This window comes from Micromonospora pallida (assembly GCF_900090325.1).
GTDB lineage: Bacteria > Actinomycetota > Actinomycetes > Mycobacteriales > Micromonosporaceae > Micromonospora > Micromonospora pallida.
The window spans coordinates 2741552-2756916 of sequence record NZ_FMHW01000002.1 but is presented as its reverse complement, the minus strand read 5'-3'; the positions used below and the strand labels follow the sequence as shown (position 1 = coordinate 2756916).

The 15365-nt window shown below is 71.4% G+C and carries 14 protein-coding genes; 4 read left to right on the top strand and 10 right to left on the bottom strand.

Annotated elements, in window-relative coordinates; genetic code table 11:
* The first annotated feature begins 203 nt into the window (after positions 1 to 203).
* Together GA0074692_RS11135 and GA0074692_RS11130 are read left to right on the top strand one after the other, a co-directional pair.
* The gene (locus GA0074692_RS11135) at positions 204 to 1394 is read left to right on the top strand and encodes a hypothetical protein (RefSeq protein ID WP_091642913.1); all 1191 of its coding nucleotides are present in this window, start codon (positions 204 to 206) and stop codon (positions 1392 to 1394) included.
* Between the two features lie 220 nt (positions 1395 to 1614).
* Positions 1615 to 2562 (top strand): hypothetical protein, encoded by a 948-nt coding sequence (locus GA0074692_RS11130; RefSeq protein WP_091642909.1) that lies wholly within the window; start codon positions 1615 to 1617, stop codon positions 2560 to 2562.
* Between the two features lie 192 nt (positions 2563 to 2754).
* On the opposite strand, the gene GA0074692_RS11125 is transcribed toward GA0074692_RS11130, so the two are convergent.
* The 4 genes from GA0074692_RS11125 to GA0074692_RS11110 form a co-directional block, all read right to left on the bottom strand.
* Complete coding sequence (locus GA0074692_RS11125) at positions 2755 to 3708, bottom strand: carbohydrate kinase family protein (RefSeq protein ID WP_091642904.1); 954 nt, start codon at positions 3706 to 3708, stop codon at positions 2755 to 2757.
* A 54-nt stretch (positions 3709 to 3762) separates the two neighbouring features.
* A complete protein-coding gene (locus GA0074692_RS11120; RefSeq protein WP_091642900.1) occupies positions 3763 to 4602 on the bottom strand; it encodes an ATP-binding cassette domain-containing protein in 840 nt (279 codons plus the stop codon).
* On the bottom strand, positions 4599 to 5627 hold the full coding sequence (locus tag GA0074692_RS11115) for an ABC transporter permease (protein WP_091642895.1): 1029 nt from the start codon (positions 5625 to 5627) through the stop codon (positions 4599 to 4601). Before GA0074692_RS11115 ends, GA0074692_RS11120 begins: the two co-directional genes overlap by 4 nt.
* Positions 5628 to 5714: 87 nt before the next feature.
* Positions 5715 to 6800, bottom strand: coding sequence for a substrate-binding domain-containing protein (locus tag GA0074692_RS11110; protein ID WP_091642892.1), 1086 nt, complete (start codon positions 6798 to 6800; stop codon positions 5715 to 5717).
* A gap of 241 nt (positions 6801 to 7041) precedes the next feature.
* Between GA0074692_RS11110 and GA0074692_RS11105 the strand changes: the two genes are divergently transcribed.
* Complete coding sequence (locus GA0074692_RS11105; protein WP_091642889.1) at positions 7042 to 9594, top strand: GH32 C-terminal domain-containing protein; 2553 nt, start codon at positions 7042 to 7044, stop codon at positions 9592 to 9594.
* Between the two features lie 78 nt (positions 9595 to 9672).
* Positions 9673 to 10728, top strand: coding sequence for a LacI family DNA-binding transcriptional regulator (locus tag GA0074692_RS11100; protein WP_091642886.1), 1056 nt, complete (start codon positions 9673 to 9675; stop codon positions 10726 to 10728).
* Positions 10729 to 10820: 92 nt separating this feature from the next.
* On the opposite strand, the gene GA0074692_RS34675 is transcribed toward GA0074692_RS11100, so the two are convergent.
* The 6 genes from GA0074692_RS34675 to GA0074692_RS11070 all read right to left on the bottom strand — a co-directional run bounded on the left by GA0074692_RS34675 (position 10821) and on the right by GA0074692_RS11070 (position 15353).
* Positions 10821 to 11252, bottom strand: coding sequence for a hypothetical protein (locus tag GA0074692_RS34675; protein WP_091642883.1), 432 nt, complete (start codon positions 11250 to 11252; stop codon positions 10821 to 10823).
* Positions 11253 to 11430: 178 nt separating this feature from the next.
* Positions 11431 to 12192 carry a M23 family metallopeptidase gene (locus tag GA0074692_RS11090; protein WP_091642880.1) on the bottom strand — a complete coding sequence of 254 codons (762 nt, stop codon included), beginning with the start codon at positions 12190 to 12192 and terminating at the stop codon, positions 11431 to 11433.
* 196 nt (positions 12193 to 12388) lie between these two features.
* A complete protein-coding gene (locus GA0074692_RS11085; protein WP_091642877.1) occupies positions 12389 to 12958 on the bottom strand; it encodes an NADPH-dependent FMN reductase in 570 nt (189 codons plus the stop codon).
* On the bottom strand, positions 12945 to 13520 hold the full coding sequence (locus tag GA0074692_RS11080) for a flavin reductase family protein (RefSeq protein WP_091642874.1): 576 nt from the start codon (positions 13518 to 13520) through the stop codon (positions 12945 to 12947). The genes GA0074692_RS11085 and GA0074692_RS11080 overlap by 14 nt, the downstream gene beginning before the upstream one ends.
* A gap of 11 nt (positions 13521 to 13531) precedes the next feature.
* On the bottom strand, positions 13532 to 14803 hold the full coding sequence (locus GA0074692_RS11075; protein ID WP_091642871.1) for an acyl-CoA dehydrogenase family protein: 1272 nt from the start codon (positions 14801 to 14803) through the stop codon (positions 13532 to 13534).
* Complete coding sequence (locus GA0074692_RS11070; RefSeq protein ID WP_091642868.1) at positions 14796 to 15353, bottom strand: OsmC family protein; 558 nt, start codon at positions 15351 to 15353, stop codon at positions 14796 to 14798. The genes GA0074692_RS11075 and GA0074692_RS11070 overlap by 8 nt, the downstream gene beginning before the upstream one ends.
* Positions 15354 to 15365 lie beyond the last annotated feature (12 nt).

Sequence of the window (15365 nt, the reverse complement as noted above, 5' to 3'; positions counted from 1 at the left end):
GTTCCCGAGCTGGGGCCGGTCGCGTGGTCGCTGCCGATCACGCGACCGGCCCCAGCCGTGGTGTGACGATGGCCGCTGGACCGGTCGTTGGCCGGCCGGGCGACGTAACCTTCCGGCGTTGACAGCCAGCCGCTGTGGACGGTCGAGCCGAGTGCCGGCGTCGGCCAGGCCCACGGTCGGTGACGGGGGAAGGCGGACCTCTCATGCACTTGACCAGCGCACCACGTCGTCGGGCGACAGCCACCCGATGGCGGCACCTGGCCGCGGCGGTCGTGGCGGCGGCCTGTGTCGTGACGACGGCGACCCCCGCCCAGGCCGTCACGTCCGGGTACGTCTCGGCGTCTTCGGTGGAGGCACTCGGTGGCAGCCTGTCCACGGTCAGCCCGGCGGTGGTCACCACCTACTCCGGCGACCCGCTGGTCGCCGCCGACTACCTCAAGCCGATGGGCCCGCTGGGCCACTACGGACTGATCGGCCCCTGGGGGCCGCTCGGCGTCGCCGGTCCGGTCGGCGAGACGGTCTGGCACCCCTCGGCCTGGATCACCGGTACGGCCTGGGACGACTGGGCCAGCATGCTCGGCTGGTCCGGCGGCCCGATGAGCGGGTGGGGACCGCTCGGTCCCACCGGCCCGCTCTCCCCGCAGGCGTACCAGCAGACGCTGCCCGGCCTCGGCGACTTCAGCAAGCAGTTGCAGGCGGGCGGGGTGTGGGGCGTCCTGGGACCGGTGGGACCACTCGGCGCGCTCGGCCCGCTGGGTCCACTGGGCCCGGTCGGCGCGCACGGATTCGGTAGCACCGCCGACGGCGCGTACGTCAACGGTGGCGGCGCGGTCCAGCGCAACGTGGACGTGCCGTACGGCTCCACCACCCGCCGGTACGAGCTGTACGAGGTCTACGGCGACACGTACGCCCGCAACCTCGGCTACGACAACGACACCTCGTTCATGGTGGAACGCAGCACCCTGGCGCCCGGCACCACCGTCGAGTACACGTTCACCTCCCGCCACACCCAGTGGCTCACGGTCAACGTGGTGCCGAACTGGATGCGCTACGACCTCGCGACGCTGTCGGCGTACGTGAACAGCGCGGCGGGCAACCACCTGAACTACCCGGTCGGCGCGGCTCGCGGGACCGCGCTGGTGGACGACTTCGACCTGCGTCTGACCAACGACACCGGGCAGGTGCTCGCCACCTCGGACTCCGTCGAGCTGGCCGACACCATCCAGATCCCGGTGACCGCCGGTCAGCGGCTGAAGTTGCAGGTCACCCACTACCAGCGTGGCTCCTACGTCGGCTACCACGACGGCTACCGGTTGTTCGTGACCGGCTCGACGCCGCACATCGTCGGCACCGACATCACCGGGGCGCACCAGCGCCCTGTCGGGACGGTGTGACGCCACCGGGATCACGCTGCTGCCGGGAGACGCCGGCAACACGAAGCCGCCGGGGCGGAGGTACTCGCCCCGGCGGCTCTCTGTTGCCTCCGCGACTGCCCGATAATTCGACTGACATCTATACTTTCGGGTGTCGGTCGGAGCCGCGGGCGGGCAGCGTGGCCGGCGCGGCAACCCGCTCCGGCCCCGGAAAAGGTTCGGCGAGCATCGAGGAGATCTCATGATCAGGCGTCTGCTCACCGTCACGTCCACCACCGTCGCCCTGGTCCTGGGCCTCGCCGCCGCTCCGGCGCAGGCCGTGGTGGTCGGGGCGACGGGATGCAACACGAACGTGTCCACCGTGCTCGGCAGCTGGGACGTCGACGGCGACAGCGCTCTGGAGACCGTCTACGACCGGCACACCGGCACGTTCACCGAGATCGGTTTCGTCTACCTGCTCGACAGCGGCGTCTGCTACGGGTACGAGATCCCCGGCGCGTCGAGCTACGACTGGGTGCTGTTCAGCCCGCCGTCGGACCTCGACGGCATCGCCGGCGCCGAGCTCGCCGTCTCCTGGAAGACCACGCCGGGCACGGTCCTGAACCAACGCAAGACCTGGATCGTCAAGCACCGCACCCGGACGATGTCCGAGGTCGCCTCCGGTGGGAACCTGTCCTGGGACTGGCAGTACGACCTCGACAGCCTGGCCGGCAACGACCTGCTGTTCACCTATCAGACTCTCTACCAGAGCCAGCCCGACTACGGGCTCGTCAAGGTCTACAGCACCCAGACCGGCCAACTGCGCAGCTACTCGTTGCAGACCCAGATCATCGATCCCCGCTTCGACCAGCGGGCGTTCGGCGACACCAACGGCGTGGCAGGCACGGAGGCGGTCTTCATCCAGTACCCCTACATCAGCAACAGCTACTACCACGGTGGCTTCGTCAAGATCCTCGACGCCCGGTCCGGTGTCGTCCGTAGCTACTCGACCCTGCCGCAGGCGTCGTACTGGACGTCGCTGTGGAGCCTCGCCTCGTACCGGTACGAGGTGAGCCAGAAGAACGGCACCGGCGGTGCCGAGGTGACGGTGTACTACCAGTTCTACAACAACTCCACCGGTCGCAGTGACTACCTGCGCTGGGTGGTCGACGACACCCAGCAGCGGGCCACGCTGTACTACTCCTGGTGACGGGGATCCTGTTCCGTCTCGGGTAGTGCCTTGTGAGGTTCCGTGGCGTTTGTCGCGGGTCAGATCGGCAGCTCGCGCACCGCTCTGCAGCAGCGCGGGCAGGCCGCTCCTGCCTACGCCGCCGCGACGCCGAATCCGGTCTGCCCCGACGGCGGGCGCGAGCCGGGTTCGGCGGGGCAGGTCATGCAGCGCTCAGCCGACCCGCAGCGGTCCGCCGGCGGATTCCCCGGCAGCCAGCTCGGCCCGCGTGGGCGGGTCAGCCCCACGCCGACGGCAGGTCCAGGTGGCGACGTCGGCAGCCCGGCGGAGCACGATGGCGATGTCACCATCGCCGGCCACGGCGAGCGCCTCCCGCCGCGCCGCGCCGAGCAGGCCGAGGTCGCTCAGTGCGGCCAGCAGGCCCGCCGTGAACGCGTCACCGGCTCCGACCGTGTCCACCACCTCCACCGGCCGGGCGTCCACCTGCACCTCGCCGCGCCGGGTGACACCCCAGGCCCCGCCACGCCCCCGGGTGACCACCACCAGGCGCGCGCCCAGGTCCAGCCACTCCCGCCCGACCTGCTCGTGCCGGCGTCCCGGATGGAGCCAGGCCAGGTCCTCTTCGCTGACCTTGACGATGTCGCTGGCAGCCACCAGGTCTTCGACCCGGCTCCGAGTCAGCGACCGGTCTCCCATCAGCGACGGCCGGCAGTTCGGGTCGTAACTGATCATCGTGCTGGCCCGCCGGGCGTGCACCAGCGCCCGCACGTCGTCGGCGCCGGGCGACAGGATCGCGCCCAACGACCCGGTATGCAGGCACTCGTCACCGACACCCGCGCCCGTCAGGGCCACGCCCGGAAAGGACCCCCACCTGATACGGAAGTCGTAGCCCGCCTGACCGTCGGCGTCCACCTTTGTCCGGGCCACGCTGGTGCTCGGCAGGTCCGGCACCGAGCCGGGGTCGAGCCGCACGCTGTTGTCGGCCAGATGAGTGCGGAGCATCCGCCCGTACGCGTCGTCAGCGAGCTGGGTCAGCAGGGTCGTGGGCAGGCCGAGGCGGGCGAGGGCCACGGCCACGTTCGCCGGGCTGCCTCCGGGGTGAGCGACGGCCTCCCCCGGTGGATCCTCGATCAGATCCACCAGGGCCTCGCCGACAACAGTGATCACGGTCTTTCCTTTCCCGAGGCTGCACCGAGCCCCGGCCACGTCCGGAGCGGCCCATCAGGCCGCTGACCGGCCCGGACTCTCGTCGAGGGTGGTCGCGCCCGTCATGATCGCCACTGCCTCCGGCATCGTGTGCGACGTCGGCGTCACCACGCCCGCGCAGCGACCCAGTCGCTGAATGTGGATGCGGTCGGCGACCTCGAACACGTGCGGCATGTTGTGGCTGATGAGGATGACCGGCAGCCCTCGCGACCGGACCTCCTCGATCATCCGGAGCACCTGGTTGGACTCCTTGACGCCGAGGGCGGCGGTCGGCTCGTCAAGCACTATCACCTTGCTGCCGAAGGCTGCGGCGCGGGCCACCGAGACCGCCTGGCGCTGCCCACCGGAGAGCGTCTCGACTGCCTGCCCCACGTTCTGCAGGGTGCCGATGCCGAGTTCGGCGAGGGCCTGGGCGGCCTCGCGCCGCATGCCCTTCTGGTCGAGCATCCGGAAGACCGAGCCGAGGAGGCCCCGCCGCCGCTTTTCCCGGCCGAGGAAGAGGTTGGTCGCGATGTCCAGCGCCGGTGCGACGGCGAGTGTCTGGTAGACCGTCTCGATGCCGGCGTCACGGGCGTCCTGCGGTCGCCTGAACTGCGCGGGCTTTCCCTCGAGGAACAGCTCGCCGGCGTCCGGGGTCAGCGCGCCGGTCAGGCACTTGATCAGCGTCGACTTGCCCGCGCCGTTGTCGCCGATGACGGCCAGTACCTCGCCGGGATAGAGGTCGAGATCCACCCCGTCGAGACCGACGACCCTGCCGAACGTCTTGACCAGACCTCGCGCCGCCAGCACCGGTGAGCGCCGTCGGGTGTCGGCCGCGCCGGTCCGTCCGTCGGGGGTGTGCGTGGTGGCGGTCATGCCTTCACCTTCCTGATCCACTGGTCGACGGCCACGGCGAGGATCACCAGTAGGCCCACGGCGAGTACGCGGTAGTGGTCGTCGACCCCGGCCAGCGACAGCCCGCTGCGGAAGAAGCCGACGATCAACGCGCCGAGCAGGGTCCCCAGCACCGCACCGCGTCCGCCGAACAGGCTGGTGCCGCCGATGACCACGGCGGTGATGCTCTCCAGATTCGCGTCGGTGACCGCGTTCGGGCTGGCCGCGCCGGCACGGCCGATGAGGATCCAGGCGGTGAGGCCGTAGATCGCGCCGGCGACGAGGTACACGCTCAGCAGGACCCGGTCGACCCGGATGCCGGCGAGTCGTGCGGCTTCCTTGTCGTCGCCCACCGCGTAGACGTGCCGGCCCCAGGCCGTTCTGGCCAGCGCGTAGCCCACCACGAGATAGAGGAGCACCACCGCGACGACACCGGCGGTGATCCGGAACGGCCCCACCGGGAAGGACTCCCCAGTCCAGCTGAGTACCGGCGGAAGGTCGGTCGCCTGCACGCTCTGGCCGCCGGAGTAGAGCAGGCCGACAGCGGTGAAGACGCTGAGCGTACCGAGCGTGACGATGAAGGGTGGCAGCTTCAGTCGCGTCACCAGGGCCCCGTTGAGCGCTCCGGCCACCGCGCCGACGGCGATGGCGAGGAGGATCGCGAGCACGCCGGGGAGGCCCTGCCCCTCGGCCAGCCTGGCCGAGAGCATCATGGCCAGGATGGCGATCGCGCCGACCGACAGGTCGATGCCCGCGGTGATGATGATCAGCGTCTGGCCCACGGCGAGCGCGCCGATGACCGCCACCTGCTGCAGGACGAGCGACAGGGAGTTGGGCGAGGCGAACCGTGGGTTGACGGTGGCAAAGACGACGAACGAGACGATCAGCACGAGGAAGGGGCTGATCGCGGGGTGCGCGTGCAGCACGTGCTGGACGCGTCGCAGCGGTGAGTGCCGGCGCAGGGCGAACTGCTGCGCGGCGGTGGTCGGTCGGGTCGTGGTGGTCACGGCGTCACTCCTGCCGTTGTCGTTGCGGACGGCCTGCCCGGCGGGGGCCCGGGTGCTTCCGGGCGCCCCGGCCGTGGCGGCGGTTGCTCAGCCCCAGCAGCGCTGGGCGGCGTCGGCGCTGGTGATGTTCTCGACCCCGGTCGCCGCCTTGTCGGTGACCAGGGTGACGCCGGTGTCGAAGAAGTCCAGGCCGTCGGTGACCTTCGGCTTCTCCCCGCCGTTCGCGATCGACTTGATCGCCTGCACGCCCATCTCGGCCATCTTCAGCGGGTACTGCTGGGAGGTCGCGCCGATGACGCCGTCCTTGACCTGTTGTACGCCGTCGCAGCCGCCGTCGATGGAGACGACCAGGACGTCCTGGGTCCTGCCCGCCGCCTGTAGCGCCTTGTGGGCGCCGACCGCGGCCGGCTCGTTGATCGTGTAGACCACGTTGATGTCCGGGTTTCTGGTCAGGCAGTTCTCCATCGCCGTGCGCCCGCCGTCCTCGGCGCCGTTGGTCGGCTCGTTGCAGACGATGGTGTAGGTGCCGCCGGAGTAACTGCCCGTCTTCACCTCGTCGCCGTTCTTCCTCTTGTCGGCGGTGTCGATGCCCATGCCGGTCAGGAAGCCCTGGTCCCGGTTGTAGTCGACCGAGACGACCTTGTCGTTGAACAGGTCCAGCATCGCGATGATCGCCGGCTTGCCGCCGAGCCGGCCCGCGGTCCACTTGCCGATCAGCTCGCCGGCCTTGAAGTTGTCGGTGGCGAAGGTGATGTCGACGGTGTCGGCCGGGTCGGGCGGGGTGTCCAGCGCGATCACGTAGAGGCCGGCGTCCCGGGCCTTCTTGATGGCCGGATTGACGCCGGGGCCGTTCGGGGTGATCAGGATGCCCTCGTCGCCGCGGGCGATGGCGTCCTCGATGGCCTGCACCTGGCCGGCCTCGTCGCCGTCCTCCTTGCCCGCGGCCAGAGTCAGCTTCACGCCCTCCGCTTCGGCGGCCTTCTTCGCACCCTGCTGCATGGCGACGAAGAAGGGGTTTGTGGAGTTCTTGGTGATCAGGGAGACGGCGACACCGTCGCCGCCTCCGGAGCCCGTGCCGCCGGAACTGTCCCCGCAGCCGCTGGCGACCATGCTGGTGGCCGCGGCGACGGCGAGCAGCAGGGCGGCGCGGTGCCGGCCCGTGCGCTGGGTCATGTTCTCTCCTCCGAAAAACATCCGGCCAGGATCGCCGGTCCGCTCGACAACGATGTCAGCGGAGTTTCCAGTGACCCGCACCACGATGTCAATACCCCACTTCAAACCATCTCGTAATCGCGCGGTAATCCGCCAGCAACCCTTGACAACGATGTCGGCGGCCGCGCAGCATTCGCTCCACGTTCGGCCGCCCGGCCTCGGTTCGACAGGTGGGCGGCCCCTGACGGACGGAGGAGTGCGGATGAGGGTCCGCCGATGGCCGGCCGCCATCACGACCGCGGCCGTGATGGCGACACTGCCCGGCAGCGCCAGTGGCGCGCCGCCCGCCACCAGAGAGGAGCCCCACCGACCGCAGATCCACTACAGTCCCGAGCGGAACTGGATGAACGACCCCAACGGGCTGGTGTGGCACGAGGGCGAGTGGCACCTCTTCTACCAGCACAATCCCGAGGGCAGCCGGTGGGGCAACATGTCCTGGGGGCATGCGGTCAGCCGCGACCTGTTCCACTGGCAGGAACTACCCGTTGCCATCCCCTGGTCGGCCGACGAGCACATCTTCTCCGGTTCGGTGGTCGTCGACGAACGCAACACCTCGGGCTTCGGTCGCCCCGGCGCCCCCGCGATGGTCGCCGTCTACACCAGCGCGTACCCGGCGACCGGCATCCAGGCGCAGTCGCTGGCCTACAGCACCGACCGGGGACGCACCTGGACGAAGTACGCCGGAAACCCGGTGCTCGACCTCGGCTCGCGGGAGTTCCGCGACCCCAAGGTCTTCTGGGACGCCGACGCCGGCCAGTGGGTCATGGCGATCGTGCTGGCCACCGAGCACAAGGTGCGCTTCTACCGCTCCGCCGACCTCAGGTCCTGGCACCATCTGAGCGACTTCGGGCCGGCCAACGCCGTCGGTGGCGTGTGGGAGGTGCCGGACCTGTTCGAGCTGCCGGTCGACGGCGACCCGACCCGCACGAAGTGGGTGCTGGTGGTCAACCTCAACCCGGGGGCTGTGGCCGGCGGATCGGGCGCGCAGTACTTCGTCGGCGACTGGGACGGCACCACCTTCACCGCCGACAACGTGGTGACCGGCGACCCGGCCCCGCCGGCCGGAACCCTCTTCGCCGACTTCGAGGACGGCTACGCGGGCTGGACGGTCGAGAACGACCCGGAACTGGGACCGGGCCCCTTCGGCACTGCCCCGTACCCGGGCACGGTCCCCGGCCAGCAACAGGTCAGCAGCTTCCAAGGCCGGTCCCTGGTCAACAGCTTCCTCGGCCTCGACGCGCCGACGGGACGCATGCTCTCTCCCGAGTTCACCCTCAAACAGGACTACGTGAACCTCCTCGTCGGTGGCGGCGCGCATCCGCACGTGCCCGGCACGACCACCGCGTTCGTGCCCGCGGGAGCCGAGACGGTGTTCGACTTCGAGTTCCCCGCCGGCCGGACGTACGAGGAGGCGGGCTGGACGGCGACCGGCGGTCTGCGCGACCGGACGCCGGTGGCCGGCCCGGCGCGGTCGGAGCGGGGACACGTGGGCGAGAAACTGCTGACCACGTTCGTCGAGGCCGACACGGCCACGGGCACCCTGACCTCGCCCACGTTCACCATCGGCCACGACCACCTGGGCGTCCTCGTCGGCGCTGGCGGTCACACCGGCTCCGACGGCCCGCCGACCGTGGTCGAGCTGCTCGTCGACGGGCAGGTCGTCCGCACCGCCACCGGCGGTTTCTCGGGCTTCATGAACTGGCGCGGCTGGGACGTCGCCGAGTTCCGGGGCCGCGACGCCCAGTTGCGCGTCGTCGACGAGCACACCGGCGGCTGGGGTCACCTGCTGGTCGACCACCTCATCGCCACCGACGAACCGGTGCTGCCCAGGTCGGTGGAGACCGCGGTCAACCTCGTCGTGGACGGCGAGGTCGTGCGTACCGCCACGGGCCGGGACAGCGAACGCCTCGACTGGGTGGCCTGGGACGTACGCGAGCTGGCCGGCCGGCGGGCCCGCCTGGAGATCAACGACTTCAACTCGGGGGGCTGGGGACACGTCCTCGTCGACCACGTGATGTTCGGCGACCGACCGGCGACCAGCGCGCTGGAGCGCTACGACTGGGTGGACCACGGCAAGGACTACTACGCCGCCGTCTCCTACAACGACGCCCCGGGCGGCAAGCGGATCCTGATCGGCTGGATGAACAACTGGCAGTACGCCGGCGACGTCCCGACCTCTCCCTGGCGCGGCGCCATGGCCCTGCCCCGGGAGTTCGGGCTGACCACCGTCGACGGGAAGATCCGGCTGGTCCAGCGGCCCGCGGCACAGATCCGCGGCCTGCGCGGCGGGGGCACCGCGTTCACCCTGCGCGACGCCATCCTCGGAGCCGGGGTGCGGAACCTGCCGCCCGCCGCCGCCGGCGACGTGCTGGAGATCGAGGCGGAGTTCGAGCTGCGCGACGCCCACCGCTTCGGCCTGCACGTGCGCGGCGGCGACGACGAACGAACGGTGATCGGGTACGACGCGGCGGCACGACGCCTCTTCGTCGACCGGACCCGGTCCGGCCAAACCGAGTTCAGCCCGCACTTCCCCGGCGTGCACAGCGGCCCGCTGGCGGTGGACGGGAACCGGGTGCGGATGACGGTCTACGTGGACCGCTCCTCTGTCGAGGTCTTCGGCGGGGCGGGTGAAACCGCCATCACCGACCAGATCTTCCCGGCCACGTCCAGTGACCAGACCCGTCTGTTCGCCGAGGGCGGGCAGGTGATGGTGCGCTCGCTCACCGTCCGACCGTTGCGCCCGGTGTGGCGATAACCTGAAAGCCGATCATCGGCGGCCGGGGGCAGGGTCACTGCCCCCGGCCGCCGCAGCACCAGCCCGGTAGGAGCGCTCATGCACGGTGCCGCCTCCGCTACGTCGACCGCCGCCAAGGCCCGGCCCACCCTGCGGGACGTCGCGCTGCTGGCGGGCGTGAGTCCGAAAACCGTCTCCCGGGTCGTCAACGGCGAGGCGGGCGTCTCCGCCCCGAAGACCGCGGCCGTGCAGCGGGCGATCGCGCAACTGGACTACCGGCCGAACTTCACCGCGAGCAGCCTCCGCCGCACCAACGGCCGCAGCGCCGCGATCGCGGCGGTTCTGGAGGACGTGGCCAACCCGTTCTCCGCCGCCCTGCACCGGGCCTTGGAGGACGCCGCGCGGGAACGCGAAGTGTTGATCTTCGCCGGCAGCGTCGACGAGGATCCGGCGCGGGAACGGGACCTGATCCGCGCCTTCACGATGCGGCAGGCCGACGCCCTGGTCGTCGTGCCGGCCAGCGACAACCAGAGCTACCTGGCCGGTGAGGTCGACGCCGGCACCCCGGTGGTGTTCGTCGACCGCCCGCCGGTCGGGCTGGCTGTCGACGCCGTTCTCACCGACAACCACGAGGGCGCCGCCAGGGCCGTCCGGCATCTTGTCCAACACGGCCACCGCGCCATCGCGTACCTCGGCGACCTGCGGACCATCCCGACGGCCCGACAGCGGTTCCAGGGCTTCAAGGAAGCGCTCAGCGACCACGGCATCGCGCCGACGCCTTCCCTCGCGGTCCACGACCTGCACACCGAACAGGAGGCCGAGGACGCCGTACGGCGGCTGATGTCCGCAGAGCCCCGCCCCACCGCGCTCTTCACCTCCCAGAACCTCGTCACGATCGGCGCGATCCGGGCCCTGCAGGAGCTGGGTCGCCAGCACGACGTCGCCCTGGTCGGCTTCGACGACTTCCCACTGGCCGACCTGCTCCAGCCTGCGGTCACCGTCGTCGCGCAGAACCCGTCGGAGATGGGCCGCGTCGCCGCGTCACTGATCTTCCGGCGGCTGGACGGCGAACAGTGGCCGCCGACCATTCACCTGGTCGCGAGCCGGTTGATCCCGCGCGGCTCCGGAGAGATCACCGGACCGCATCAGGGCTGACGGCGAGCATCCGCGGCCGGTCATGTCCTCGTTGCTGAACGGCGCGTTCGGTACCGCCGCGTCAACGGCCTGCCGGGGTCCTGACGGGAAGGTCAGCCGGTCGTCTTCCGCGCCGTGCGGCGATTGCCGAACGACTCCATGGTGGTCGCCTTCCTCGCCGGGGCCCGCGTCGCGGTGGTGGTCTTCCGCGCGCGGGCCCCGGTGGCCTTCTCCGCCTGCGTCTTCTTGGCGGGAGCCTTCGTGGCCGGTGCCCTCTTTGCGGGTGCCTTCTTTGCGGCGGTCGCCTTGGCGGTCGGCTTCCGGGTGGGCACCGCCGTCGCGGTGGTGTCCTTCTTGCGGGCCGTCCGGGTCGTCGTCGGGGTGGGCTTGCCGCCCGGCGTCTTGGCCAGGCTGGCGCCGGTGGCCCGTTTCGTGGCGGTCGCGACCTTCTTCGCCGCCGTCGCCCGCTTCGGCGGCGCCTTACGGGCCCCGGTCGCCTTCCGTGCGCCGGTGGCCCGGGTGCTGCCCCGTGCCGCGTCCGCCATGGTCGCTCCTCCCCGCCGGATCTGCGCCGACCCGGGGCGGTGGTGCCGCCGACCGGGCCGGGCGTTGGTCAGCCGAGTCAGGCCGGACCGGCCCACCTCGGCGGGCCGGTGTCTTCCCCCGTCCCGGATCCCCAAACCCCGTGTCGGCGGACACCGACGGTCGGCGCTACGGGGTCCGTCAGGACGGGGCCTTGACCTGGCCTTCGAAGGCGATACTGCGCCAGAGGTCGAACTGGCGGTCGTTGCCGACGAGGGGGTTGCCGGCTAGGGCGACGGCGGCGTGCACCTCCTCGTCGCTGTTCAGCTGCCGGAAGTAGCCGGGGCCGACCAGGGCGATGCCCCGGTTGGTGGACTGGATCAGCTTCATGGTGTCCCTCCAGATGTCGAACGGCGGGTTCGTGGGGTTCGTCGGGTTGACGTACGTCAGCGGGTTGATCCGGCGACCGGCGGGATCGATCATGTGCCAGTGCAGGTGCGGCCCGGTCGATGAGCCGGAGCCGGGCGCGCCGGCCGCGCCGCCGGACCGGCCGACGATGGCCCCGGACGTCACGGTGGTTCCGTTCGCCAGCAGGAACTGGGACAGGTGCATGTACTGGCTGCGGTACCCGTCGGCGTGGTTGATGGTGACCGTGTGGCCGCCCGTCCCGTTGTACGGGATGTTCTGGATCGTCCCGGCGCCGCAGGCCGGCAGGTTCGTGCCGACCGGCATCGCGAAGTCGATGCCACCGGCCGAGCCGCGAGCGAGGTGCTCCTGCCAGTCGTCGCTGATCGGATACCCGCCGAACGGGTTGTAGATCACCGGCGCCGCCCGTGCGGCGCCTGGCTGGAGCAGGCCGCCGAGGGCCACCCCGCCCGCCACCGCCGCCGCCGTGCCGAGCAGCAGCTCCCGACGCCCTAAGGCTGGTGAAGCACCGTCGAATCCTGGATCAGGCGTTGCCATCGACAGACTCCTTCCGTGGACACTCCGGCCGCCAGGCCGGGAGGAAACGGAACCCCGGAGAAGCAGAGCAGGGACAGCCGATCCGCGGAGAGCATGCCGTTGAGCGTGCGGTCGTGGACGTGCCGGTGCGGCACGATCCACGGCCACCCCCTGCCGCCCGGAGCCCCGGATGATCGGTGCGCCTCAATGTATGTGATCACCCCGGGCGCTGGGAACCCCTCGCCGGCTGACGGACCGCCCGCGCCGTCTGGAGCACCGGCAGGTGCCGCTCGCCCCACTCGTCGAGCACCAGGTCGAGGGTGGGCAGGTGCGCCTCCTCCAGAAGCACGGCGGGGGTGGGCAGGGTGGCACCGAGTTCCCGCAGCACGGTCCGCAGGTGCAGGTCCGCGAGCAGCAGGTGGCCGGCGGACGCGGAGACCACGACGGGGACGACCGGGGCGCCCGCCAGCGAGCCGGTCGGGAGCAGGTCCAGGAACGACTTCAGTAGACCGGTGAAGCTGGCCTTGTACACCGGTGTGGCCACGACGAGCACCTCGGCCGACCGCACCGTCGCCAGTGCCTCCCCGATCCTGGCGTGACCCGGGTCGTGCAGGTGACCCGCCAGGTGGGCGAGGTCCAGCACCTGCCGGACGTCGGCGGGCACCCGCTGGGCCAGCCGGGTCGCCGCGTCCAGGGTGCGGGAACCCGGCCGAGGGTTTCCGGACAGCACGACCACGGGTCCCGCCGGCCGACCGGCGTCGCGCGTCGTCCGTTCATCCGTGGTCAACGTCGGGCCGCCTTTCCTCGGGCACCGTCGTGTAGGCGCCGTCCCAGTAGAGCAGGGGTGCCGTGGCGGCTCGGGTCGTCACCGCCAGGACCCGTCCGACGACCAGGTGGTGGTCGCCGACCGGTATCCGGTGCTCGACGGTGCAGCGCAGCGAGACGGGCACGTCGTCGAGCACCGGCTCGCCGGTCGGCAACCGCGTCCACCGGGTCGGTGCGGCGAACCGGTCGACCCCGCGGGTGGCGAACCGGCCGGCCAGGTCCTCCTGCCCAGCGGCCAGCAGGTTCACCACGAACGAACCGGCCCCCTGGAACGACGGCCAGCAGGACGAGGCGGTGGCGAGGGCGAAGGAGAGCAGCGGTGGAGTCAGCGACAGCGACGCCAGTGAGGTGACGGTGACCCCCACCGGACCGCCGGGGCCGGCGAGGGTGAGCACGGCGACGCCCGCCGCGTGTCTCCGGAACGCCCGACGGAAGGTACCCGAGTCCACGCCGGTCGGGTCGGTGGTGGGGACGGCGGCCACCGGCTCCGGGAGTCCGGCGCGGTACGGGGCGGGCGTTGTCATGGCGGGGCGGATCATGCCGACCTGCCGATTGGTGTCGGTGCGGGGAAACGTGCGAGGGCCGCGCGGCCCAGCTCGGTCACGACGGTGTCCTCCTGTGGGAAGTGCACCCGGCTGCACAGCACGTCGCGCAGGTGCCGTTGCAGCGGGTTGTGTTGGCTCAGCCCGGGATTGCCGACCAGCGAGACGGCGTATTCGACCGCCCAGATGACGGCCCGGTTGACCAGCAGCTTGGTGGCCCGACCGGTCGCCCCGAGATCGGCCGACGCGGGGTGCGGTGCGGTGGGTTCCGGCGCGGTGGCGGACGCCTCCCCGCCGCTGGCGTCGACCCGTTCGGCCAGCCCACGCAGCAGTTCCGCGGCTTCGATCAGCCGTACCTGGATCTCGCCGAGCGCCGACTCGAAGCGGGGCAGGGAGGCCAGCGGCCGGCCGAGGTTGGCCGGGGTCCGTTCGTGCAGGAACCGGACCAGCCAGTCCCGGGCCGCCTCGGCCACGCCGAGGTAGACCGCCGGGATGGCGGCATTGCCCCAGACCCGCGTCGCCGGGTCCTGGCTGGCCACGGTGGTGCCGCCGGCGGAAAGTTCCACCACCGCGTCGGTGGCGACCGGCGCGTCGCGCAGCACGACGTCGTGACTTGCGCTGGCACGCATGCCCAGGTGCGCCCAGGTCGGCTCGATGGTGATCCCGGGCGCGTCCGCGCGCACCGCGAAGGTGCCCACCCGGGGCGGCTCGTCCGGGGTGCGGGCGAGCACGAGCATCCAGCGCAGGCCGGGCGCGCCGGTGGAGAACGTCTTGCGTCCGTTGAGCAGCCAGCCGCCGCCGGCCACCGGTGTCGCGGTAGTGGCGGGCACGCCGCCTCGGGACGGCGTGCCCAACTCCGGTTCGACCTGCAACGCGTTGACCAGCGCCGGCCCGGCCAGCGAGTCGGCCAGCACCCGCCGATAGAGCGCCGCCGGCCAGGTGCCGCGCCGGGCCTGCCCGGCATGCGTGGCCAGCGTCATCGAGGCGATCAGCGCCACCGACGGGTCGCCCCGGCCGAGGGCCCGCAGCAGCCGGACGGTCTCCACCAGCCCGGCACCCGGGCCCCCGTACCGGCTGCCCACCGTCGCCGTGAGCACCCCGGCGCGGTGTACCGCCGCGATGCTCTCGGCAGGGAACGTCGCCGTGCGGTCGTACTCCGCGGCTCGCCCCGCCAGGTCGTCGACCAGTTCGGCGAGAGCCCGGTCGGCGGGCACCGGAGGAAACACCGGGCCGGGGTGACCCTCGACCGGAACCTGGTCAGGCATCGGCCGGTACGGTGCCCGTCGGCTCGGCCGTGTTGCGTACCGTACCGGTCACCTCCTGCGGGTTACGGAGCAGGTTGAGGATCAGGCTGGCCTGCTGCGCCTCCTTGTGCAGCCGCTCCAGGTCCGCGTCGCTGGCCGACGGCGCGGCGAGGAGCACCTCGTAGGTGATGTTCTGCGGTTCGACGACGGCGTCCGGGAACTCCGGTTCACCGCCCCGGGGGTCGATCTCGCCGTGCACCTGGACCTCCAGTGCGTCCAGCGGGATCTCCAGTTCGGCGGCCTTGACCAGGAAGATGTGGGTGAGGCAACTGCCGAGCACGCCGAGTTGCAGCTGCGCGGAGGAGGGGCCGAGGTGGTAGCCGGCGTAGTGGTAGCCGGAGTCGGAGAGGATCTGGAAGTCGCCCAGCCGGATCCGGCGTACCCCGCTGCGGCCCTCGGCGGTCACCCGCGCGGTCACCGCACTCCGCGGATAGCCCTTGGCCCTGCTGTTGGCACGCAGCGCGAGCAGCGCCTGTCGCTTCTGTACCAGGTATTCGGAGAGTCCACTCATCGGTCGGTTCCG

Bases quoted from the DNA above. Each gene is read 5' to 3' on its own strand.
- GA0074692_RS11135 (WP_091642913.1), top strand. From the start codon at position 204: ATGCACTTGACCAGCGCACCACGTCGTCGGGCGACAGCCACCCGATGG.
- GA0074692_RS11130 (WP_091642909.1), top strand. From the start codon at position 1,615: ATGATCAGGCGTCTGCTCACCGTCACGTCCACCACCGTCGCCCTGGTC.
- GA0074692_RS11120 (WP_091642900.1), bottom strand. From the start codon at position 4,602: ATGACCGCCACCACGCACACCCCCGACGGACGGACCGGCGCGGCCGAC.
- GA0074692_RS11110 (WP_091642892.1), bottom strand. From the start codon at position 6,800: ATGACCCAGCGCACGGGCCGGCACCGCGCCGCCCTGCTGCTCGCCGTC.
- GA0074692_RS11105 (WP_091642889.1), top strand. From the start codon at position 7,042: ATGAGGGTCCGCCGATGGCCGGCCGCCATCACGACCGCGGCCGTGATG.
- GA0074692_RS11100 (WP_091642886.1), top strand. From the start codon at position 9,673: ATGCACGGTGCCGCCTCCGCTACGTCGACCGCCGCCAAGGCCCGGCCC.
- GA0074692_RS34675 (WP_091642883.1), bottom strand. From the start codon at position 11,252: ATGGCGGACGCGGCACGGGGCAGCACCCGGGCCACCGGCGCACGGAAG.
- GA0074692_RS11090 (WP_091642880.1), bottom strand. From the start codon at position 12,192: ATGGCAACGCCTGATCCAGGATTCGACGGTGCTTCACCAGCCTTAGGG.
- GA0074692_RS11080 (WP_091642874.1), bottom strand. From the start codon at position 13,520: ATGACAACGCCCGCCCCGTACCGCGCCGGACTCCCGGAGCCGGTGGCC.
- GA0074692_RS11075 (WP_091642871.1), bottom strand. From the start codon at position 14,803: ATGCCTGACCAGGTTCCGGTCGAGGGTCACCCCGGCCCGGTGTTTCCT.
- GA0074692_RS11070 (WP_091642868.1), bottom strand. From the start codon at position 15,353: ATGAGTGGACTCTCCGAATACCTGGTACAGAAGCGACAGGCGCTGCTC.